Origin of the sequence: Salipiger marinus, assembly GCF_900100085.1 — a bacterium.
GTDB lineage: Bacteria > Pseudomonadota > Alphaproteobacteria > Rhodobacterales > Rhodobacteraceae > Salipiger > Salipiger marinus.
Window position 1 is genome coordinate 124,452 of the sequence record NZ_FNEJ01000007.1, and the last position, 20,157, is coordinate 144,608.

19 protein-coding genes are annotated in these 20,157 nt (G+C 66.9%); 14 read left to right on the forward strand and 5 right to left on the reverse strand.

The window, feature by feature from the left end; translation table 11 throughout:
- Positions 1-8: 8 nt before the first annotated feature.
- Genes BLR51_RS09725 through BLR51_RS09735 form a run of 3 tightly spaced genes read left to right on the forward strand, consistent with a single transcriptional unit; the run spans position 9 to position 2,907 of the window.
- Positions 9-1,112: a CgeB family protein gene (locus tag BLR51_RS09725; RefSeq protein ID WP_242656695.1), complete on the forward strand. Its 1,104-nt coding sequence runs from the start codon at positions 9-11 to the stop codon at positions 1,110-1,112.
- Positions 1,113-1,117: 5 nt separating this feature from the next.
- Positions 1,118-2,167, forward strand: a complete 1,050-nt coding sequence (locus BLR51_RS09730; RefSeq protein WP_207543614.1) for a UDP-glucuronic acid decarboxylase family protein — start codon at positions 1,118-1,120, stop codon at positions 2,165-2,167.
- Complete coding sequence (locus BLR51_RS09735) at positions 2,164-2,907, forward strand: TIGR04290 family methyltransferase (protein WP_089846349.1); 744 nt, start codon at positions 2,164-2,166, stop codon at positions 2,905-2,907. Before BLR51_RS09730 ends, BLR51_RS09735 begins: the two co-directional genes overlap by 4 nt.
- A 45-nt stretch (positions 2,908-2,952) precedes the next feature.
- Here the strand turns inward: BLR51_RS09735 and BLR51_RS09740 are convergent, their stop codons facing one another.
- Entirely contained in the window at positions 2,953-3,999 is a 1,047-nt protein-coding gene (locus tag BLR51_RS09740; protein WP_089846351.1) for a GlxA family transcriptional regulator, read from the reverse strand.
- Between the two features lie 97 nt (positions 4,000-4,096).
- Here BLR51_RS09740 and BLR51_RS09745 point away from each other — a divergent pair, with 97 nt between their 5' ends.
- Genes BLR51_RS09745 through glyA form a run of 5 tightly spaced genes read left to right on the forward strand, consistent with a single transcriptional unit; the run spans position 4,097 to position 10,499 of the window.
- On the forward strand, positions 4,097-5,350 hold the full coding sequence (locus BLR51_RS09745; protein ID WP_089846353.1) for a sarcosine oxidase subunit beta family protein: 1,254 nt from the start codon (positions 4,097-4,099) through the stop codon (positions 5,348-5,350).
- A gap of 11 nt (positions 5,351-5,361) precedes the next feature.
- Positions 5,362-5,664 (forward strand): sarcosine oxidase subunit delta, encoded by a 303-nt coding sequence (locus BLR51_RS09750; RefSeq protein ID WP_089846355.1) that lies wholly within the window; start codon positions 5,362-5,364, stop codon positions 5,662-5,664.
- Positions 5,661-8,651: a sarcosine oxidase subunit alpha gene (locus BLR51_RS09755; RefSeq protein ID WP_089846357.1), complete on the forward strand. Its 2,991-nt coding sequence runs from the start codon at positions 5,661-5,663 to the stop codon at positions 8,649-8,651. The genes BLR51_RS09750 and BLR51_RS09755 overlap by 4 nt, the downstream gene beginning before the upstream one ends.
- Before the next feature lie 10 nt (positions 8,652-8,661).
- Positions 8,662-9,216 carry a sarcosine oxidase subunit gamma gene (locus BLR51_RS09760; RefSeq protein ID WP_089846358.1) on the forward strand — a complete coding sequence of 185 codons (555 nt, stop codon included), beginning with the start codon at positions 8,662-8,664 and terminating at the stop codon, positions 9,214-9,216.
- 14 nt (positions 9,217-9,230) lie between these two features.
- A complete protein-coding gene (gene glyA / locus BLR51_RS09765) occupies positions 9,231-10,499 on the forward strand; it encodes a serine hydroxymethyltransferase (RefSeq protein WP_089846360.1) in 1,269 nt (422 codons plus the stop codon).
- Between the two features lie 40 nt (positions 10,500-10,539).
- Here the strand turns inward: glyA and BLR51_RS09770 are convergent, their stop codons facing one another.
- On the reverse strand, positions 10,540-11,853 hold the full coding sequence (locus BLR51_RS09770) for a type II toxin-antitoxin system HipA family toxin (RefSeq protein WP_089846362.1): 1,314 nt from the start codon (positions 11,851-11,853) through the stop codon (positions 10,540-10,542).
- Positions 11,853-12,104: a helix-turn-helix domain-containing protein gene (locus BLR51_RS09775; RefSeq protein ID WP_089846366.1), complete on the reverse strand. Its 252-nt coding sequence runs from the start codon at positions 12,102-12,104 to the stop codon at positions 11,853-11,855. The genes BLR51_RS09770 and BLR51_RS09775 overlap by 1 nt, the downstream gene beginning before the upstream one ends.
- 273 nt (positions 12,105-12,377) lie before the next feature.
- Here BLR51_RS09775 and BLR51_RS09780 point away from each other — a divergent pair, with 273 nt between their 5' ends.
- The 5 genes from BLR51_RS09780 to BLR51_RS09800 all read left to right on the forward strand — a co-directional run bounded on the left by BLR51_RS09780 (position 12,378) and on the right by BLR51_RS09800 (position 17,276).
- Positions 12,378-12,761 carry a carboxymuconolactone decarboxylase family protein gene (locus tag BLR51_RS09780; protein ID WP_089846368.1) on the forward strand — a complete coding sequence of 128 codons (384 nt, stop codon included), beginning with the start codon at positions 12,378-12,380 and terminating at the stop codon, positions 12,759-12,761.
- Positions 12,762-13,007: 246 nt separating this feature from the next.
- Positions 13,008-14,426 carry an FAD-binding oxidoreductase gene (locus BLR51_RS09785; protein ID WP_242656696.1) on the forward strand — a complete coding sequence of 473 codons (1,419 nt, stop codon included), beginning with the start codon at positions 13,008-13,010 and terminating at the stop codon, positions 14,424-14,426.
- Entirely contained in the window at positions 14,423-14,947 is a 525-nt protein-coding gene (locus tag BLR51_RS09790) for a TRAP transporter small permease (RefSeq protein ID WP_089846370.1), read from the forward strand. The genes BLR51_RS09785 and BLR51_RS09790 overlap by 4 nt, the downstream gene beginning before the upstream one ends.
- Before the next feature lie 11 nt (positions 14,948-14,958).
- Complete coding sequence (locus BLR51_RS09795) at positions 14,959-16,236, forward strand: TRAP transporter large permease (RefSeq protein ID WP_089846372.1); 1,278 nt, start codon at positions 14,959-14,961, stop codon at positions 16,234-16,236.
- Between the two features lie 38 nt (positions 16,237-16,274).
- A complete protein-coding gene (locus BLR51_RS09800) occupies positions 16,275-17,276 on the forward strand; it encodes a TRAP transporter substrate-binding protein (protein WP_089846373.1) in 1,002 nt (333 codons plus the stop codon).
- Positions 17,277-17,338: 62 nt separating this feature from the next.
- Here BLR51_RS09800 and BLR51_RS09805 read toward each other — a convergent pair whose 3' ends face one another.
- Entirely contained in the window at positions 17,339-18,352 is a 1,014-nt protein-coding gene (locus BLR51_RS09805) for a zinc-binding alcohol dehydrogenase family protein (protein WP_089846374.1), read from the reverse strand.
- A 97-nt stretch (positions 18,353-18,449) separates the two neighbouring features.
- On the opposite strand from BLR51_RS09805, the gene BLR51_RS09810 reads away from it, so the two are divergent.
- Positions 18,450-18,809, forward strand: coding sequence for a winged helix-turn-helix transcriptional regulator (locus BLR51_RS09810; protein WP_089846376.1), 360 nt, complete (start codon positions 18,450-18,452; stop codon positions 18,807-18,809).
- 27 nt (positions 18,810-18,836) lie between these two features.
- Here BLR51_RS09810 and BLR51_RS09815 read toward each other — a convergent pair whose 3' ends face one another.
- On the reverse strand, positions 18,837-19,826 hold the full coding sequence (locus tag BLR51_RS09815; protein ID WP_089846378.1) for an aldo/keto reductase: 990 nt from the start codon (positions 19,824-19,826) through the stop codon (positions 18,837-18,839).
- Between the last annotated feature and the right edge of the window lie 331 nt (positions 19,827-20,157).

Sequence of the window (20,157 nt, forward strand, 5' to 3'; positions counted from 1 at the left end):
CCGCGCCCATGGATATCGTCATCTTCGGCCTGTCCCTGACCTCGTCCTGGGGCAATGGCCACGCCACCACCTACCGCGCGCTGATCCGGGGGCTCGCCGATCAGGGGCACCGGGTGCTGTTTCTGGAACGCGACGTGCCGTGGTATGCGGCGCAGCGCGACCTGCCGGATCCGCAGTTCTGCGAGCTGGAGCTTTACGACGATCCCGAACAGGTGCTGGCCCGCCATGCCGACCGGCTGCGCGCCGCCGATGCCGTGATCGTCGGATCCTATGTGCCGGACGGGATCGGCCTGATCGACCGGCTGGCGGCGATGGATCTGCGGCGCTTCTGCTTTTATGACATCGACACGCCGGTGACGCTGGCGCGGCTGCGGCAGGGCGAGGAGGAATATCTGGCCCGCCGCCAGATCCCGCTCTTTGATCTTTATCTGTCGTTCAGCGGCGGACAGGTGCTGAACGAGCTGCAGCGCGACTGGGGCGCGCGGCGCGCCGAGGCGCTGTTCTGTTCGGTGGATGCGCAGCGCTACCACCCCACCGACGAGCCCAAGATCTGGGATCTGGGCTATCTTGGCACCTACAGCCCCGACCGGCAGGTGCGGCTTAACGAGTTGCTGATAGAACCCGCCCGCGCCCGGCCCGACCTGCGCTTCGTCGTGGCGGGGCCGCAATATCCCGACAGCCTCGACTGGCCCGGCAATGTCGACCGCATCGACCATCTGCCGCCCGAAAAACACGCCTCGTTCTACAGCCGCCAGCGCTTTACCCTGAACGTGACGCGGGATGACATGATCGCGGCGGGCTGGTCGCCCTCGGTCCGGCTGTTCGAGGCGGCGGCCTGCGCGACGCCGGTGATCAGCGATCCATGGCCGGGGCTGGACGGGCTTTTCCCCGAGGACGAGGCGATCCTGATCGCGCGCAGCCGCGACGACGTGCTGACCGCGCTGTGCAAGCCCGAAAAGGCCGCCTGCGCCATCGGCCAGACCGCGCGCCGGATCGTCGCCACATCCCATACCGGGGCCGCCCGCGCCCAAGACCTGCTGCGCGCCCTGAGCCCCGGGGCCGGTGCGCGCCCCCCGCGTCATGAGCCCTTTCTGGAAGGATCGACCCAATGAGTCCCATGTCAGCCAAGCGGCGCCTGAACATCCTTGTCACCGGCGGGGCCGGATTTGTCGGATCGCATCTGTGCGACGCCCTGCTTGCGGCGGGGCACCACGTCACCTGTCTGGAAAGCTTCCTGACCGGATCGCGCGCCAATATCGCCCCGCTGCTGAACCACCCCCGCTTTGCGCTGGTGGAAGGTGATGTCTGCACCCCCTATGCCCATGAGGAACGGCTGGACCGGATCTACAACCTTGCCTGCGCGGCCTCCCCCGCGCGCTATCAGGCCGATCCGATCCACACCATGATGACCTGCGTCAACGGCGCCGCCAACATGCTGGCGCTGGCCGAAACCCATGGCGCGCGCTTCCTGCAGGCCTCGACCAGCGAGGTTTACGGCGATCCCGAACAGCACCCGCAGCACGAGGATTACCACGGCAATGTCAGCTGCACCGGGCCGCGCGCCTGTTACGACGAGGGCAAGCGCGCCGCCGAGACGCTGTGTTTCGACATGCAGCGGCAGGGCCGGGTCGATGCCCGCGTCGCCCGCATCTTCAACACCTATGGCCCGCGCATGCAGCGCGATGACGGGCGGATCGTGTCGAACCTGATCGTGCAGGCGCTGTCGGGGCGGGATCTGACCATCCACGGCACCGGGCGGCAGACGCGGTCCTTCTGCTTTGTCTCGGATCTGGTGCTGGGCCTGCAGCAGCTGATGGAGCTGGAGCCGAACCCGGTGCAGCCCGTCAATCTGGGCAATCCCGACGAATACGAGATCCTCGATCTGGCGGAACAGGTGCTGGACATGACCGGATCGCCGTCGGGTCTGGTGTTCCGCCCGCTGCCCGAGGATGACCCGCGCCGCCGCCGCCCGGACATCTCGGCAGCGCGGCGTCTGCTGGGCTGGCAGCCCGAGGTGCCGCTGCACGAGGGGCTGGGCGCCACGATCGCACATTTCCGGATGCAGCTGGACGTGGCCACCCCCCGCCCCGTCCCACCGCAGCCGCCCCGGCGGCGTGCCGAGCAGCCGGATGACCCATGGATCCAGCATCAGGGAGCCGCCGAATGACAGAAACCGCACAGACCGCCCTGCGCGACCGGATCACCGGGCTTGGCCCGTGGTTTCACAACCTGACCATCGGGGGGGTGCAGACCGCTCCGGACCATTTTCTGGGGGATTACCCGCGCCTGAAATGGGAAGGGTTCCGCCATGTGCTGCCCGAGGATCTGCAGGGGCGCAGCGTTCTGGACATCGGCTGCAATGCCGGGTTCTTCGCGCTGGAGATGAAGCGGCGCGGCGCCGGGCGGGTGCTGGGCATCGACAGCGACCCGCATTACCTGCGGCAGGCGGAATTCGCCGTCGCCGAGGCGGGCGAGGATATCGAACTGCGGCAGATGTCAGTCTATGACATCGGCAGGCTGAAGGAACGCTTCGATCTGGTGCTGTTCATGGGGGTGTTCTACCACCTGCGCCACCCGCTGCTGGCGCTGGACATGATCCACGAGCATGTGGCCGATGACCTGCTGCTGTTCCAGTCGCTGATGCGCGGCGCGGCAGAGGAAGGCCCGGTAGAGGCGGATTATCCCTTTGAGGAAACTTCGCTTTTCGACCGGCCCGACTTTCCCCGGCTGCATTTTGTCGAACACCGCTATTCGGGGGATCCGACCAACTGGTTTGTCCCCAACGGTCCCGCCATCGCCGCCATGCTGCGCAGCGCGGGCTTTGCGATCACGGCCCGCCCCGAACCGGAGGTGTTCCTGTGCCGCCGCAGCGCCCGGCCCGAAATGGTGCCGCCGCCGCCGCTGTGACGGCGCCTCCCCTGCCTTATGGCCGGAGGGGCGCGTGCCGCGCGGTCAGCCGGTCTGGTTCAGCAGCACGCCCACCGTCGGCAGGTCATCGTCGCGCCGGGCCTGCGCCTTGCGATATTCCGCCGGGGAAAAGCCACGCTCCGCCCGGAGCGTGCGGGCAAGATGCGGGCCGTCGCAGAACCCGCTGGCCAGCGCGATGTCGGCGATGGCATCCGGGGTCGTGCGCAGCCGCAGCAGCGCCCGGTCCAGCCGCAGATCAAGATAGATCTTGGCCGGGGTCTGCCCCAGATCCTCGCGGAAGCGGCGTTCCAGCGTCCGCCGCCCGACCTGCAGCTGATCCGCCAGCGTTGCGACCGGCAGCGGTGTTTCGATGTTCTGCGGCATCCGCAGGATGGCGCGCTTGACCAGCGCGTCGCGCGGGGTGCGGGCGATCTGCTGTCCGGGCTGCGCCTGCTCGCCGCGCAGGGCCGCATCGATCATCATGATGTTCAGGCTTTTGATCGCGGCGTTCTGCCCGACATGGCGCGAGACCAGAAAGGCTGCCAGATGCGCCGCGCCATGGCCGCCGGAACAGGTCAGCCGGTCGCGGTCCACCACGAAGATCTGGTCCGACACCGGCTGCACCGCCTCGAAGCGGTCGACAAAATCCTGATGGTGAAACCAGCTGACGCAGCAGCGATAGCCGTCCAGCAGGCCCGATTCATGCAGCAGGAACACCCCCGTGCAAAGCCCGACCAGCGGCGTTCCGGCATGGGCGCGCGCTTGAAGATAGGCGCGTTCGGCGGGGTTCAGCGCAGAGCGGTCATTCATCACCCCGCCCACCACCACCAGATAATCCGGCGCCGCCGCCCGCCGCAGCAGCGTGTCAGGCGTGACCTTGACCCCGCAGCTGGACCGGATCGGCGCCAGCGTGTCCGACAGCACCGACCAGTCGCACAGGATCGGGCGCGACTTGTCCGCCTCGTCGGCGGCAAGCCGCAGCACGTCGACAAAATTGGCAAAGGCCGACAGCGTGAAGTTTTCCGCCAGCAGGAACGCCACGCTCAGCCGCTTGCGGGATGTGGTCCGGGACAGGGGATCGGTCTGGCGCATGGCGCGATCATACAGGCTTTGTGACGCAAATCTACCGACATCGAACCGGCGCGACGCTTAGCCCTAGGCGGCAAGTTTTCCCCAGAAGGTGCCGCCCATGTCCCATTTCAGTGCGTTCAGCCTGCTGAAACACGCCTTCTTCGGCAACAAGGGCTGGACCGAGCAATGGCCCGACAGCCAGCCCAAGGCCGAATATGACGTGATCATCGTCGGCGCGGGCGGGCATGGTCTGGGTGCCGCCTATTATCTGGCCAAGGAGCACGGCATCACCAATGTCGCGGTGATCGACAAGGGCTGGCTGGGCGGCGGCAATACCGGGCGCAACACCACGATCATCCGGTCGAACTATCTTTATGACGAAAGCGCGCGGCTTTACGATCACTCCGTCGATCTGTGGGAGAACCTCAGCCAGGAACTGAATTACAACGTCATGTATTCGCGCCGGGGCGTGCTGATGCTCGCCCATAACGTGCATGACGTGCAAAGCTTCAAGCGGCACATCCATTCCAACCGGCTGAACGGCGTCGACAACCGCTGGCTGACCCCGCAGGAGTGCAAGGACTACTGCCCGCCGCTGTCGATTTCGCCCAAGGCCCGCTATCCGGTGATGGGCGGCGCGCTGCAGGAACGGGCGGGCACGGCGCGGCATGATGCCGTGGCATGGGGCTATGCCCGGGGGGCCGCGATGCGCGGCGTCGACATCCTCCAGAACTGCCCGGTCACGGCGATCCGCCGCCATCCCGATGGCTCGGTCGCGGGGGTCGAAACCGCCAAGGGTTTCATCCGCGCAAAGAAGGTGGCGGTGTCGGCTGCCGGTCACACCTCGGTCGTGATGCAGACCGCAGACGTGCGCCTGCCGCTGGAAAGCTATCCGCTGCAGGCGCTGGTGTCGGAACCGATCAAGCCGGTCTTTCCCTGCGTGGTCATGTCGAACGCGGTGCATGCCTATATCAGCCAGTCCGACAAGGGCGAGCTGGTGATCGGCTCGGGCACCGACCAGTATACCAGCTACAGCCAGCGCGGCGGCCTGCCGCTGATCGAACATACCGTGGCCGCGATCACCGAGGTGTTCCCGATCTTCAACCGCATGCGGATGCTGCGGAAATGGGGCGGCATCGTCGACGTGACGCCGGACCGCTCCGCCATCATCTCCAAAACCCCGGTGCCGGGGCTTTATGTCAACTGCGGCTGGGGCACTGGCGGGTTCAAGGCGACACCGGGCGCGGCGCATACCTTTGCCTGGACCGTGGCCAAGGATGAACCGCACCCGATCAACGCGCCCTTCACCATGGAGCGGTTCCGCACGGGCCGCCTGATCGACGAGGCGGCCGCCGCCGCCGTCGCGCATTGAGGGACTGACCAATGCTGCTGATCCATTGCCCCTATTGTGACGAAACCCTGCCAGAGGCCGAATTCGCCTATGCCGGTCAGGCGCATGTCCTGCGCCCGCAGGATCCGTCCGCCCAGACCGATGAGCAGTGGGAAGAGTTCCTGTTCATCCGCGAAAACCCCAAGGGGCCGCATTTCGAACGCTGGCGGCATCAGCACGGCTGCGGGCGGTTCTTCAACGCGGTGCGCGACACCGTGTCCGACAAGTTCCTGACCACCTACCGGGCGGGCGCACCGCGTCCAGACCTTGCCAGCCTGACGGAGAGCCTGACATGAGCCGCTATCGCGTTGCGGGCAAGGGCCGCGTCGAGACTGCCCAGCCGGTGGACTTCACCTTTGACGGCAGGCGCATCCGGGGCCTGCGCGGCGATACCGTCGCCTCGGCGCTGCTGGCCAACGGCATCCACCTGATGGGCCGGTCGTTCAAGTATCACCGCCCGCGCGGCCCCGTCGCCGCCGGATCGGAAGAGCCCAATGCCCTGATCGGCACCCGCCGCGGCAAGGGCCAGTTCGAGCCCAACACCCGCGCCACCGTGCAGGAGATCTGGGACGGGCTGGAGACAACCTCGCAGAACAAGTTCCCGAGCCTGACATGGGACATCGGCGCGGTGAATGACGCCGCCTACATGCTGTTTTCCGCAGGGTTCTATTACAAGACCTTCATGTGGCCCAAAAGCTTCTGGGACAAGGTCTATGAGCCGTTCATCCGCGCCGCCGCCGGTCTGGGCGTGTCACCCAGCGAAGAAGATCCCGACAGCTATGCCTCGCGCTATCTGCATTGCGACGTGCTGATCGTCGGCGCCGGTCCTGCCGGGCTTGCCGCCGCCCGCGCCGCCTGTGCCGAAGGGCTGCGGGTCGTGCTGGTGGACGAGAACTCCGAAGCGGGCGGCACGCTGCTGTCCGAACCGCAGGCGCGCATCGGCGGCACACCGGCATGGGTCTGGCTGGCGCAGGAGCTTGCCGCGCTGCGGGCTGCGGGCGTCAGGGTGATGACCCGCACCACCGCCATCGGCTATTACCACCAGAACATGATCGGCATGGTCGAAAAGCTGACCGATCATCTGCCGCAGCAGCCCGCCGACACGCCGCGCGAACGCATGTGGCGGGTGCGGGCCAAGCGGGTGGTGCTGGCGCAGGGCGCGCTGGAAAAGCCGCTGGTGTTTCACGGCAATGACCGCCCCGGCGTGATGCTGGCCGGATCGGCGCAGACCTATCTCAACCGCTATGGCGTGCTGGTGGGCCGGCAGCCGGTCGTGCTGACCTCGCATGACAGCGCGTGGTATGCGGCCTTTGATCTGGCCGATGCGGGCGCCAAGGTGCAGGCGATCGTCGACACCCGCGCCACCGTGCGGCCCGATCTGCGGGCCGAGGCGGACAGGCGCGGCATCCCGGTGAAGCTGTCGCATACCGCCACCGCCAGCAGCGGGCGGCTGCGGGTCGCGTCGCTGCGCATCAACCCGGTGCTGAACGGCACGGTGGGTGCCGCCGCGACGATCCGCTGCGACGCGGTGCTGATGTCCGGGGGCTGGACGCCGTCGCTGCATCTGTTCTCGCACACGCGCGGATCGCTGGCATGGGACGAGGATCTGACCACCTTCCTGCCGAAGGACACGCCCGAGGATTGCGTGATCGCCGGGGCGAGCCGCGGCCTGTGGGGGATCGCGGCGGCGCTGCAGGACGGCGCCGAAAAGGGCCGCGCCGTGGCGGCGGACCTGGGCGCTGCGGGGATCGCGCGGGCCTATGAGGTGCAGGACGACCGCCCCGGACAGGGCGAAAGCCGCAGGGAACTGCCGACCGACCGCGATCCGGGCCGCGCCAAGGCCTTTGTCGATTACCAGAACGACGTGACCGCCAAGGATCTGCGGCTGGCCGTGCGCGAGGGCATGCGGTCGATCGAGCATGTCAAACGCTACACCACCAACGGCATGGCCACCGATCAGGGCAAGATGTCCAACATCAACGGGCTGAACATCGCCGCCGACGCGCTTGGCAAGGCGCCGCCGCAGGTGGGTCTGACCACCTTCCGCCCGCCCTATACGCCCACCTCGTTCGGGGCCTTTGCGGGCTATCATCGCGGCGCGCATTTCGAGGTGACGCGCAAGACCCGCATCGACAGCTGGGCCGAGGACTACGGCGCGGTGTTTGAACCGGTGGGGCAGTGGCGGCGCGCGTGGTATTTCCCGGAAGCGGGCGAAAGCATGGACGATGCCGTGCGCCGGGAATGTGTGGCCACCCGCGCCTCGGTCGGCATGTTCGACGCCTCCACCCTTGGCAAGATCGAGGTGGTGGGCCCGGATGCGGTGGAATTCATGAACCGCATGTATACCAACCCATGGACCAAGCTGGCGCCGGGCCGCTGCCGCTATGGCCTGCTTTGCGGCGATGACGGCTTCATCCGCGACGATGGCGTGATCGGGCGCATGACCGAGGACCGCTTTCACGTCACCACCACGACCGGCGGTGCGGCGCGGGTGCTGACCATGATGGAGGATTACCTGCAGACCGAATGGCCGGATCTGCAGGTCTGGCTGACCTCGACCACCGAACACTGGGCGACCATCGCGCTGAACGGCCCCAATGCCGCCAAGCTGCTGGCGCCGCTGGTCGACGGGGTCGAGCTGACCGAGGCGGCCTTCCCGCATATGTCCTGCGTGGACTGCACCGTGGCGGGCATGCCTGCGCGGCTGTTCCGCGTCAGCTTTACCGGCGAGATCGGATTCGAGGTCAACGTGCCCGCCCCCATGGGCCGCAGGCTGTGGCAGATCCTGTGGGACGCGGGCCAGCCCTATGACATCTGCGCCTATGGCACCGAGACGATGCACGTCCTGCGCGCCGAAAAGGGCTATATCATCGTGGGTCAGGACACTGACGGCACCGTCACGCCCCATGACGCGGGGCTGAGCTGGGCCGTGGGCAAGGCCAAGCCGGATTTTGTCGGCAAGCGCGGGCTGGCCCGGCCCGACCTGACCGCCAAGGGCCGCAAGCAGCTTGTCGGCCTGCTGACCGAGGATCAGTCACGGCTGGAGGAGGGCGCGCAGATCGTGTTCGACCCGAACCAGCCGCTGCCGATGAAGATGGTGGGCCATGTCACCTCCTCCTATCACTCGGACGCCGCCGGACGGCCCATCGCGCTGGCGCTGGTCGAAGGCGGGCAGGACCGCATGGGCGAAACCGTGCACATCCCCATGCACGACCGCGTGATTGCCGCCAAGATCACCGGCATGGTCTTTGTCGATCCCGAAAACGCCCGCCTGAAACTCTGAGGTGACGACGATGAACGCCCCGATATCCTCTTTCGCGCCGGGCCTGATGGCGGAAACCTCTGCCGCGCGGGTCAGCGTGGCGGCCCCCGTCGCGCGGTGGTCGCTGCGCGCCCGGGACGGGCTTGCCGCCCTTGGCGATACGCTGGGTCTGGTGCTGCCGCCGCGCATCGGCCAGCGCGCCGCTGCGGGCGAGGTGCAGGTGATCTGCCTTGGCCCCGATGAATGGACGCTCCACGCCCCCGAAGCGCTGGCGCCCCGCATCGAGGCGGGGTTCGCCGCGCTTTACGCCACGCATCCGCACAGTCTGGTAAACGTCTCCGGACGGGAGCTGAGCCTTGTGCTGGAAGGTCCGCGCGCCGCCGAGCTGCTGACGCTGGGCTGCGCCCGCGACATTGACAGCATCGCCCCCGGCGAGGGGCGGCGCACCAATTTCGACGGCGTCACCGTGCTGCTGTGGCGTGACGGCCCCACCCGCTTTCGCATGGATGTGTGGCACAGCTTCGTGCCGCATGTTTTCCACCTTCTCGACACCGGCTGCCGCGAGCTTGCCGCCGAGCCCCTCTGATAAGGACTGCTCCCATGTTCGACACGCTTCCCAAGACTTCCCTGTCTGACGATGTGATCGCCGCCGCCATCGCGGAAGAGCTTGACCGGCAGAAGACCCAGATCGAACTGATCGCGTCGGAAAACATCGTGTCGCCCGATGTGATGGCGGCGCAGGGATCGGTGCTGACCAACAAATATGCCGAAGGTTATCCGGGCAAACGCTATTACGGCGGCTGCGAATTTGTCGACAAGGTGGAAGTGGTGGCCATCGACCGGCTGAAGCAGCTGTTTGGCGCGGCTTATGCCAATGTGCAGCCGCATTCCGGCGCGCAGGCCAATCAGGCGGTGTTTCTGGCGCTGCTCGCCCCCGGCGACCGCATCATGGGCATGTCGCTGGCCCATGGCGGCCACCTGACCCATGGCTCGCCGGTCACCATGTCGGGCAAATGGTTCGACGTGGTCTCCTATGAGGTCGATGCCGACACCCACCTGATCGACATGGACAAGGTGCGCGCGCTGGCGCTGGAAACCCGGCCCAAGCTGATCCTTGCCGGGGCCTCCGCCTATCCGCGGCAGATCGACTTTGCCGCCTTCCGCCGCATCGCGGATGAGATCGGCGCGGTGCTGATGGTGGACATGGCGCATTATGCCGGGCTGATCGCGGCGGGGCATTATCCCAACCCGGTGCCCCATGCCCATGTCGTGACCTCGACCACGCACAAGACGCTGCGCGGGCCGCGCGGCGGCGTCATCCTGACCAATGACGAGGCGCTGGCGAAAAAGATCAACTCGGCGGTGTTCCCGGGCAATCAGGGCGGGCCGCTGATGCATGTCATCGCCGCCAAGGCGGTAGCTTTTGGCGAGGCGCTGGATCCGTCGTTCAAGACCTATGCCGGACAGGTCATCGCCAACGCGCAGGCGCTGGCTGCGGTGCTGAAAGCGGGCGGGCTGGGCATCGTGTCCGGTGGCACCGACTGTCACATGGTGCTGGTGGATCTGCGGCCCAAGGGCGTGACCGGCAAGGTGGCGGAAATCGCGCTGGAGCGGGCGGGACTGACCTGCAACAAGAACGCGATCCCCAACGACCCGGAAAAGCCCTTTGTCACCTCGGGGATCCGGCTTGGGTCTTCGGCGGGCACCACGCGCGGCTTCGGCACCGCTGAATTCGAACAGATCGGCACGCTGATCCTGCGGGTTCTGGATGCGCTGGCCCTGTCGCCCGAGGGCGATGCCGAGGTCGAGGCGGCGGTGCGCGCCGAGGTGCGCGCGCTTTGCGACGCGCATCCGATCTATGGCGGCTGAGGGGCGGTTCCGCACCCGGTAAGGCCCCTGCGCCGGGGCGTCAGCGCTCCTGCGCGCGCAGCCGGGGCAGCCGCTGCGCAAAGCCGCGCTGCACCGCCGCGATCAGGGCGGGCGGGAAACCCTGCGGCATCTCGGCGCTGGCCTGCGCAAAGGCCTGCGCCGCCCCGGCGGCGATCTCGTCGAAGATCTGCGCGATCTGCTGGCGTGAAAACCCGGCAGCGAGCCCGGTTTCGACAAAATGCCTGCCATGCAGATCCGACACCTTGTAATGGCGCCCCCTGCCCGCGCGCATCGCCAGCTTCATGTCCTTGACCTGAAGCTGTCCGGCCTCCAGCGTGGGCTGCACCGTCAGCACGTCATAAAGCGGCGTCATGCTGAACCGCCCGCCCGGCATCAGCGCGATGCTGAAGTTCTTGGCGTGACCGTCGGTGGCGCCGATCAGCCAGAACAGGATCGTGGCCTTGAAGAAATCGGCGCGGTCGCGCAGCGGCGTGTCGCTGCCCTGCAGCAGGTCGCAGATCTCGACGATGCCGGGGCCGCCTTCGTTCTGGTATTTGCGGGTGGGCGGCACGGCCAGCGCCTGACAGCAATCCTCCTGCGGCAGGCGGATCAGGCGGCCATCGCGGGCGCGCAGCCGGTCGAAGCGGTCGATCACCAGCGCCTTGGTATCGGCAAAATGCAGAATGCGGGTGCGGGCCACCGGCAGTCCGAACCCCGCCATCAGCCGCAGGCAGAAATGCTCGTTCTCGACGCTGTCGGTCAGATCCATGCCATTGGGCAGGGTGCCGATGGCGGGCTTGAGGATATGCGTCGTGGGGGTGGATCCGCTGGGTTCGATCCACTGGCCGTCATGGAACAGCAGCGCGGTCTTTTCCTGCGCCCCCGCCACCGAGATACGGAACTCCGTCTCGCGCCGGAGACCAAGCGGGGTGTGGTGCAGATCGCTCAGCAGGGCCGCGATCTGCTCTTCGGCAAGCGGCGTGCCGGTCAGCGCCCGCCCCTCCCCCGGGCTTTCGCCTTCCGGCAGGAACTGCAGCGCGCCGACGCAGTCGCGCCCGATCCGCGCCAGCAGGCTGTGGGCATCCAGCCCCTCCGCCCCGACCCGCTCTGCCACGCGGCGGCGGATGTCGTCGCTGTCGGGCAGCAGGTTTTCGAACACCGCGATGACCGGGGGGCCGGTATAGCGTTCGGGGCGCAGCGGCAGCGCGCGCGAGATCGGCAGCCGGTTCTCCCATGCCAGCCAGTCGGCGGCATAGGTGAAGGCGAAGGCGCCGTCGGGCGCGCGCAGATACTGGCCGACATGGCGGCGGTTCATGTAGACGTCGAGCGGCGCATAGACGCGCTTGCGCCCCATCAGAAGATGTCCTCCAGATCGTCGCGCGACATCTTGCTGCGCGGGACGATGTGCAGTTCAAGGTCAAGGGCGGCAAGCAGGTCGAAGACCGTCTCGACCTTGGCGCCGCTGGCGCTGGTCTCGATCATCGAGACGGTGCGCTGCCACAGGCCGGCACGCGCGGCAAGGTCCGCCTGCGTCAGGTTCTGGGCGCGGCGCGCGGCGCGCAGGATGTGGCCAAGGTCTTTGGTGGTGCGGGCGATCTGGTCCATGGGCGGAATCCTTTCGCCACAGAACATGAGGCCTGGATCATATTCCGTCAATATGTTGTCGGGATCATAAGTCAGATAAATGATCTGTAGATCATAAATCCGTGCCGGACTGTCGGCCTTGCGGCAGGCCGGCGGGGGCTGCCGTCTTGCGGGCTGCCGCGTCTTTGGCCAGACTGCCCCGGGGGAGACGCGGGTCAGCGCCGGGGAGTTTGCCATACGTGCAGCCCCCGCCAGCCCAGACCCTTGCACCGCACAGGACAGAGGAGCGGCAGGATGGACAAGGCGCGTTTTGACAGGGGGCTGGCGCAGCGCAAGGCGACGCTGGGGGCGGAATACGTGGAACGGTCGCTGGACAATGCCACCGCGTTTTCGAAAGACTTCCAGACCCTGCTCACCGAATATTGCTGGGGCGCGGGCTGGGGGGATGACACGCTGTCGCCCAAGACGCGGTCCATGCTGAACATCGTGATGCTGGCGGCGCTGAACCGGATGCAGGAATGGGAGCTGCATTTCCGTGGCGCGCTGACCAATGGCGTCAGCATTGACGAGCTGAAGGCGATCATCACCCATATCTCGATCTATTGCGGGGTGCCCGTGGGCGTCGAATGCCACCGCATCGCCAACCGCGTGCTCGCCGAAGAGGGGCTGCAGGGCTGATCCTGCCCCCGTAGGCGCGCAGATGGATCACCCGGGGCGGCGCGTCTGCCCCGGACGGCGGTCGCGCGCCTTGCCTCCTCCTCCGCTCGCTGCCGCTTCGGACCCGTCTGGTCCGCAGCTGTCGGGCGCGGTGCGGTCGAGCTTTGGCACAGCCATTATGCATGACTGACATGTTGGTGGGTTGACAGTGATTTCGCAAACTGTAACTTCCCGCCACGTTGCTGCCCAAGAGGAGGAGTGCGCTGCATGGACGGAGGAATCTCCAACCCCGCCGGGACTGCCGAAAGGCTTGCCCAGATGCTGGCGGCCCTGCCCGATCTGGCGCGGGACGCGCTGGTGGATCCGGTGCCGCCGCGCAACCTCAATGACTGGTCTGCCCTGCCGCCGGAAACCCCCGCCGCCCTGTTCTGCCCGCGCTCTGCCGAGCAGGTCGCGGCGATCCTTGCTGCGGCCAATGCCGCGCGGGTGCCGGTGGTGCCGCAGGGCGGGCTGACCGGGCTCTGCGGCGGCGCCCGTCCCATCGCGGGCGGCATCGCGCTGTCGCTGGAAAAGATGACGGGCATCGAAGAGATCGACGAGGCCTCCGCCACCATGACCGTGCTGGCAGGCACCCCGCTGGAACTGATCCAGCGCGCCGCCGCCGAACGCGGCCTGTTCTTTTCGCTTGATCTGGGCGCGCGCGGATCCTGCGCCATCGGCGGCAATGCCGGCACCAATGCCGGCGGCAACCGGGTGATCCGCTACGGCATGATGCGCGATCTGGTGCTGGGCGCCGAGGTGGTGCTGCCCGACGGCACCATCGTCAACGCCCTGTCGAAGCTCATCAAGAACAACACCGGCTATGACGTGCGCCAGCTGTTCATCGGATCCGAAGGCACGCTGGGGGTCATCACCCGGCTGGTGCTGAAGCTGCATCCGGCGCCGGGCTGCACCCATGCCGCGATCTGCGGCCTGTCCGATTACGACAAGGTGGTGGATCTGCTGCGCGGCGCCCGCCGCAAGCTGGGCCCGACCCTGTCCGCCTTCGAGGCGATGTGGCCCGATTACTGGGAGGTGGCCTGCGCCGTGCCCGGCGTGCGCGATCCGCTGGAGGCCCGCCATGCCCATACCGTGCTGATCGAGGCGCAGGGCACCGACGAGGCCATCGACGGCCCGCGCTTCATGGCGTTCCTCGAGGCGATGTTCGAAGAGGGCATCATCGAGGATGCCGCGATCTCGCAGAGCCTGTCCGACGTGCAGGCCTTCTGGGGCGTGCGCGATGCCTGCGCCGAATTCAAGACCACGCTGGGGCCGCATCACGCCTATGACGTGGGCCTGCCCACCGGACAGATGGACGGTTTTGCCCGCGCCTGCCGCGCGGCGGTGGCCGAGGCGGTGCCGGGGGGCCGGTCGGTCTATTATGGCCATATCGGCGACGGCAACCTGCATCTGCTGGCATGGGTGCCCGGGGCGGCGCCACAGCCGGGAGAGGCGCTGGACGAGGCGGTCTATGCCACCGTGCGCGCCTTTGGCGGCTCTGTCTCCGCCGAGCATGGCATCGGCACCACCAAGAAGAAATATCTGGAATTCTCGCGCAGCCCCGAGGAGCTGGATTTGATGCGCCGCGTGAAGCGCGCGCTTGATCCCAACGGCATTCTCAACCCCGGCAAGGTGATCGACGCATGACCCTGCTCCGGGCAATCGAGGCGCATTTTGAACGCGCCATCCTCGCCATCATCCTGTTTGCGCTGGTGGCGATCCTCGCGGCACAGGTGGTGTTCCGCTACCTTGTCGGATCGCCGCTGGTCTGGTCCGAGGAGCTGGCGCGGTATCTGCTGGTCTGGTGCACCTTCATCGGCGTCAGCCTTGCGGTGCGCGAAGGGCGCAACATTTCCGTCGACCTGCTGCCGGTGATGTGCGGCGCGCGCTGGCTGCGCGCCTTTGCGGTGCTGGCGCTGGTGGGCTCTGCGGTCTTTTTTGCGCTGATGGTCTGGTATTCGGTGCCGCTGACCCAGCGCATCGCCAAGATCGGGCAGGCCTCGCCGGGGCTGGGGCTGCAGATGTGGCTGGTCTATGCGGCGGTGCCCGTGGGGCTGGGCATGGCCTTCCTGCGCGCGCTGCAGGCGCTGTGGCTGATGTCGCGCGGCGCGCCGGTGCCGGGGACCACCCCGGGCGCGCCTGCCACCGTGATCCAAGAAGACGTGTAGGGGACCGCGCCATGCTTGCCATCTATTCACTGGGCTTTTTCCTTCTCGTCCTGCTGCTGAGCATCCCCGTGGCCTTCGGGCTGGGCTTTGCGGCGCTGCTGCCCGGCTGGCTGGGCGCGCCCACCAATCCCGGTCAGGTGGTGCGGTCGGTGGTGACCGCGCTCGACAGTTTCCCGCTGCTGGCGGTGCCGCTGTTCATCCTTGCGGGCGAGATCATGACGCAGGGCGGGCTTGCCAAGCGGCTGTTCAGCTTTGCCGATGCGGTGTTCGGCCGGTTCCGGGGCGGGCTTGCCATGTCCACGGTCGCGGCCTGCATGCTGTTCGGGGCGATTTCCGGCAGTTCTCCGGCGACGGTGGCGGCCATCGGGTCGATGGCGGTGCCGCTGCTGGTGCATCGCGGCTATGACCTGCGATTTGCCACGGCGCTGGTGACGGCGGCGGGAACGCTGGGGGTGATCGTGCCGCCCTCCATCCCGATGATCATCTACGGCATGTCGGCGCAGGTGTCGGTTTCGGCGCTGTTCATCGGCGGCATCGGCCCGGCGCTGGTCATCGGCGGGCTGCTGATGGGCTATGCCCATTTCTATGGCCGCAAACATGCGGCGCGCATCACCTCTGACGCGGGGCGGGTCAGCGCGCTGAAGGCGTTCCGCGAAAGCTTCTGGGCGCTCATCGCCCCGGTCTTCGTGCTGGGCGGCATCTATGCGGGCGCCTTCACCCCCACCGAGGCCGCCGCCATCGCCTGTGTCTATGGCGCCGTCGTCGCCATGGTGATCTTCCGCGAACTGACCTTCCGCGACATGGGCCGCGTGCTGGTGAATACCGGGCTGACCATCGCGCCCATCCTCATCATCGCAGGCACGGGGGCCGCACTTGGCCGCGTGCTGACGCTGCTGCAGGTGCCCGCCGCCATCGGCGATTTCATCGGCGGCGCCATCGATGACCGGCTGATCCTGCTGCTGCTGATCAACATCATCCTGCTGGGCGTGGGCATGGTGATGGAAACGCTGTCGGCCATCATCGTGCTGACCCCGATCCTGCTGCCGGTGCTGGCCCCCTATGGCGTCGATCCGGTGCATTTCGGCCTGATCATGGTGGTGAACCTTGCCATCGGCTTTGCCACCCCGCCGGTGGGGGTGAACATCTACGTCGCCTCCGGCATCACCAAGCTGTCGGTCATCCAGATCTGCCGTGGTCTGGTGGTCCCGATCGCCCTGCTTATCGTCGGCCTGATGGTCGTCACCTATTGGCCCGGGCTCACGCTCTGGCTGCCAAGTCTCGGCGGCTGACCGCCGCCGGGGACCACATCCCAAGGGAGGACACACCAATGACCCTGAAGTCGCTTTCCATCTCCGCGCTGCTGGCGCTTGGCACGGCGCTGCCCGCTGCCGCCGCCGATTACACCATGATCCTTGCGCATACGCTCAGCGACAAGACCCACCCGCTTTATCAGGCCTTCGACAAGATCGAGGCGGATCTGGAAGAGAAGTCCGGCGGCCGCATCGACGTGCAGCAGCAGGGCGGCGGCGCGCTTGGCGGCGACCGCGAGCTGATGGAATCGCTGCTGCTGGGGGATGTGCAGCTTGTGCCGACCTCCACCTCTGGCGCGGTGCAGTTCGTGCCGGAATTCGCGGCCTTCGAAATTCCTTACGTCTTTCCGACCGACACCGCCCGCCTGCGCACGATCCTGAACGACAGCGAGTTTTCGGCCTTCATCGACGAAAAGCTCGCCGAGCAGGGGATGAAATTCGGCCTGTTCCACAATGCGGGCTTCCGCCAGCTGACCACCTCTGGCGTGGCCGTGCGCAGCCCCGAGGACATCAAGTCCAACAATTTGCGCATCCGCGTGCCGGAGAACCCCTATTCGGTGGCGACCTGGGAAGCCATCGGCGCGGCGCCGACCCCCATCGCCTTCCCCGAGCTTTACGGCGCGCTGCAGCAGAACGTGGTGGACGGGCAGGAAAACCCCTTCGGCCACATCCTGTCGCAGCGGTTCTACGAGGTGCAGAGCTATCTGACCACGACGAGCCACATCCTGCTGGCCAACGTCAACCTGATCAACAAGGAATGGTATGACAGCCTGCCCGAGGATCTGCAGCAAGTCGTTGACGAGGTGATGGCCGATGCCGCCGCCTTCGAATGGGACGTGCAGGACGAGATGCTGAGCGAGCAGCGCGCGCAGATCGCCGAGCATCTGGAGATCATCGACCTGACCGAGGAGGAGCTGCAGCAGTTCCGCGACGCCACCGCGCCCATTCAGGACATGGTCCGCGAAAATATCGGCGACGAGACCGTGGATTCGCTGCTGAGCGCCATCGAAGCCAACTGAGCCAAGTCAGGCGCGGCGGGATCCCTCCCGCCGCGCCCTCCCCTGCCCCGCGGGACGGGCTGTCAGAACCCTTCCAGCACGATCTTGCCGCGCGCGGTCCCGCTCTCGATCAGGGCGTGGGCCTTTTTCAGGTTCTCGGCATTGATCGGCGACAGCGTGTCGGTCAGCGTGGTGCGGATGCGCCCGTCATCCACCAGCCGCGCGATCTCGTTCAGGATGCGCCCCTGTTCGCCCATATCCGGCGTCTGATAAAGCGCGCGGGTGAACATCAGTTCGTGATGGATCGACACCGCCTTGCGCTTGAACAGCATCACGTCGAACCCCTTGGGATCGTCGATCAGCGCGAAACGGCCCTGCGGCGCGATCAGCTCGGCGATCTCGGGGATGTGCTGGTCGGTATGCGTGGTCGAAAACACGAAGGCAGGCGCGCCAAGACCAAGTGCTGCGACCTGTGCCGCCAGCGGCTGCGAATGATCCAGCACGTGATGCGCCCCCAGGTCCCGCGCCCAGTCCTGGGTTTCGGGGCGCGAGGCGGTGGCGATCACGGTGAGGTCAGTGCATTGCCGCGCGATCTGCACGGCGATGGAGCCCACCCCGCCCGCGCCGCCGATGATCACGATGGCTTCCGCCGCGCCGGGCACGGGGCGGGTCACGTCCATCCGGTCAAACATCGCCTCCCATGCGGTCAGCGAGGTCAGCGGCAGCGCTGCGGATTCCGCCCAGCTGAGCGAGGTGGGGCGATGACCGACGATGCGTTCATCCACCAGATGCAGTTCGGCATTGGTGCCGGGGCGGATCAGCGAGCCGGCATAAAACACCTCGTCCCCCGGCTGGAACAGCGTCACCTCCGGCCCGGTGGCGCGCACGATCCCGGCGGCATCCCACCCGATCACCTTCCAGTCGCCGCTCTCGGGCGCGGTGCTGCGGCGGATCTTGTAATCGACCGGGTTCACCGACACCGCCTTGACCTCGACCAGCAGATCGCGCCCTTCGGGCCGGGGGTCCGGCAGGTCGATGTCGACCAGCGCTGTGGCTTCGGTGATGGCGCCGGGGATCTGATATCCAACAGCTTTCATGGCATGTCTCCTGCTTGCATGCCGCAGACCTAAGACTTACCCTCGGCCCTGCGCAATACGCACAAAGATTGATGATAGTGTCAGAAAGGATACCGTCTTGAGCAAGCTCCGCCATTCCCGTTTCGACTGTGCGCCGGGCTGTGCGGTGGAGGCGGCGATCAGCCTGATCGACGGCAAGTGGAAATGCGTGATCCTGTTTCACCTGACCGACGGCACGATGCGGTTCAGCGAACTGCGCCGCGCCATCCCCGGCGTGACGCAGCGCACCCTGACCAACCAGCTGCGCGAGCTGGAGGCGGACGGGCTGATCCGCCGCGAGGTCTTTGCGCAAGTGCCGCCCAAGGTGGAATACAGCCTGTCGGATCTGGGCCGCAGCATGACCCCGGTTCTGGCCGCGCTGAAGGCATGGGGTGACGCCAATCTCGACCGGTTCGCCATGGCGCAGCCCGAGGCCTGAGCGCGCCATGGCGGGATGGGGCGTGCCTCAGCCGAAGATCGCGTGCTGCTCCATCTCGGGCCAGATCGCCTCGGGCAGATCCTGCGCAAAAAGGTCGAAATTCCGCGTGAGGCTCGCAGGCTTGGCCGAGCCGATCAGCACGCTGGCCACCACCGGGCTTTTCAGCGGAAAATGCAGCGCCGCCGTGGCCAGCGCCACGTCATGACGGGCGGCCACGGCTTCCATCGCGGTGACGCGCGCCATGATCTCGGGCGGGGCCTCGTGGTAGTTGAAGGTGGCGCCGGGCCGCGCGCCGGTGGCAAGGATGCCTGAGTTGAACACGCCACCCACCACCATCGCGGTGCCGCTTTGCTCGCAAAGGCCCATCAGCCGGGCGCTGGCGCTGCGATCCAGCAGCGAATGCCGCCCCGCCATCAGCAGGCAGTCCAGCGGCACCCGGTCCATCACGTCAAGACAGGCCTGAACCTGATTGACGCCAAGCCCGTAAGCCTTGATGTGGCCATCGCGCTTCAACTCCTCCAGCGCCCTGATGCCGCTGCGGCTGAAGCTGTCCAGATGCGCGGCATAGCCTTCGGCGTCAAAACTGTCGGGCTCCAGATCATGCACATAAAGAATGTCGACCGAGGGCAGACCCAGACGCTGCAGGCTGTCTTCCCAGCTGCGCAGGATCCCGTCATAGGAATAGTCATAGGTGATCGAGAAGGGCAGCGCGCCGACATAGCCGGTGTCGGGCAGCGGACCCGAGGTCACCGGCTCCAGCAGGCGCCCGACCTTGGTGGACAGCACGAAACTGTCACGCGGCTTGTCCTGCAGGAAATCCCCGACCCGCCGTTCCGACAGGCCCTGCCCGTAAAACGGCGCGGTGTCGAAATAGCGGATGCCGCCATCCCATGCCGCCTGCAGCGTCGCCATGGCCTGCGCCCGTTCGACGGGACGATAAAGGTTGCCGATGGGCGCGGCCCCGAAGGACAGTTCGGTCAGGTCCAACCCGGTGGATCCAAGTTTGCGCGTCTTCACTGAGACTCTCCTTGTCACGCCGGGCCGCCACCCTGCGGCGGGCCCGGGCTGTTGCAACAGGCAGTATAGCGGACCATGGCGGAGCGTCGACGGCGTTTCGTCAGATCTGACATGAAGATACCCATGCAAGCGTCTGATCTTGCGGGAAAGTTGCCGCAATAGACCGCTTCGGTGACGCGCCGCGTCCGCCCCTGCGTGCGCAAGGGCCGCCCCTGCCCCGGCGGCCCGCGGGGTCAGGATCCTGAAAACGCTTGCGCGAATCCGAGTCAGCCTGCAATAGTCACGGAAAAGGGCGACCAAACGCCGGATTCCGTGAACACGCTACGGACGC

What these genes read in the sequence shown, in the direction of transcription:
- BLR51_RS09805 (WP_089846374.1), bottom strand. Translation starts at nt 18,352, where the DNA reads ATGAAAGCTGTTGGATATCAGATCCCCGGCGCCATCACCGAAGCCACA.
- BLR51_RS09790 (WP_089846370.1), top strand. Translation starts at nt 14,423, where the DNA reads ATGACCCTGCTCCGGGCAATCGAGGCGCATTTTGAACGCGCCATCCTC.
- BLR51_RS09755 (WP_089846357.1), top strand. Translation starts at nt 5,661, where the DNA reads ATGAGCCGCTATCGCGTTGCGGGCAAGGGCCGCGTCGAGACTGCCCAG.
- BLR51_RS09735 (WP_089846349.1), top strand. Translation starts at nt 2,164, where the DNA reads ATGACAGAAACCGCACAGACCGCCCTGCGCGACCGGATCACCGGGCTT.
- BLR51_RS09760 (WP_089846358.1), top strand. Translation starts at nt 8,662, where the DNA reads ATGAACGCCCCGATATCCTCTTTCGCGCCGGGCCTGATGGCGGAAACC.
- BLR51_RS09775 (WP_089846366.1), bottom strand. Translation starts at nt 12,104, where the DNA reads ATGGACCAGATCGCCCGCACCACCAAAGACCTTGGCCACATCCTGCGC.
- BLR51_RS09750 (WP_089846355.1), top strand. Translation starts at nt 5,362, where the DNA reads ATGCTGCTGATCCATTGCCCCTATTGTGACGAAACCCTGCCAGAGGCC.
- BLR51_RS09730 (WP_207543614.1), top strand. Translation starts at nt 1,118, where the DNA reads ATGTCAGCCAAGCGGCGCCTGAACATCCTTGTCACCGGCGGGGCCGGA.
- glyA (WP_089846360.1), top strand. Translation starts at nt 9,231, where the DNA reads ATGTTCGACACGCTTCCCAAGACTTCCCTGTCTGACGATGTGATCGCC.
- BLR51_RS09770 (WP_089846362.1), bottom strand. Translation starts at nt 11,853, where the DNA reads ATGGGGCGCAAGCGCGTCTATGCGCCGCTCGACGTCTACATGAACCGC.
- BLR51_RS09745 (WP_089846353.1), top strand. Translation starts at nt 4,097, where the DNA reads ATGTCCCATTTCAGTGCGTTCAGCCTGCTGAAACACGCCTTCTTCGGC.
- BLR51_RS09780 (WP_089846368.1), top strand. Translation starts at nt 12,378, where the DNA reads ATGGACAAGGCGCGTTTTGACAGGGGGCTGGCGCAGCGCAAGGCGACG.
- BLR51_RS09740 (WP_089846351.1), bottom strand. Translation starts at nt 3,999, where the DNA reads ATGCGCCAGACCGATCCCCTGTCCCGGACCACATCCCGCAAGCGGCTG.
- BLR51_RS09725 (WP_242656695.1), top strand. Translation starts at nt 9, where the DNA reads ATGGATATCGTCATCTTCGGCCTGTCCCTGACCTCGTCCTGGGGCAAT.
- BLR51_RS09785 (WP_242656696.1), top strand. Translation starts at nt 13,008, where the DNA reads ATGGACGGAGGAATCTCCAACCCCGCCGGGACTGCCGAAAGGCTTGCC.
- BLR51_RS09795 (WP_089846372.1), top strand. Translation starts at nt 14,959, where the DNA reads ATGCTTGCCATCTATTCACTGGGCTTTTTCCTTCTCGTCCTGCTGCTG.
- BLR51_RS09800 (WP_089846373.1), top strand. Translation starts at nt 16,275, where the DNA reads ATGACCCTGAAGTCGCTTTCCATCTCCGCGCTGCTGGCGCTTGGCACG.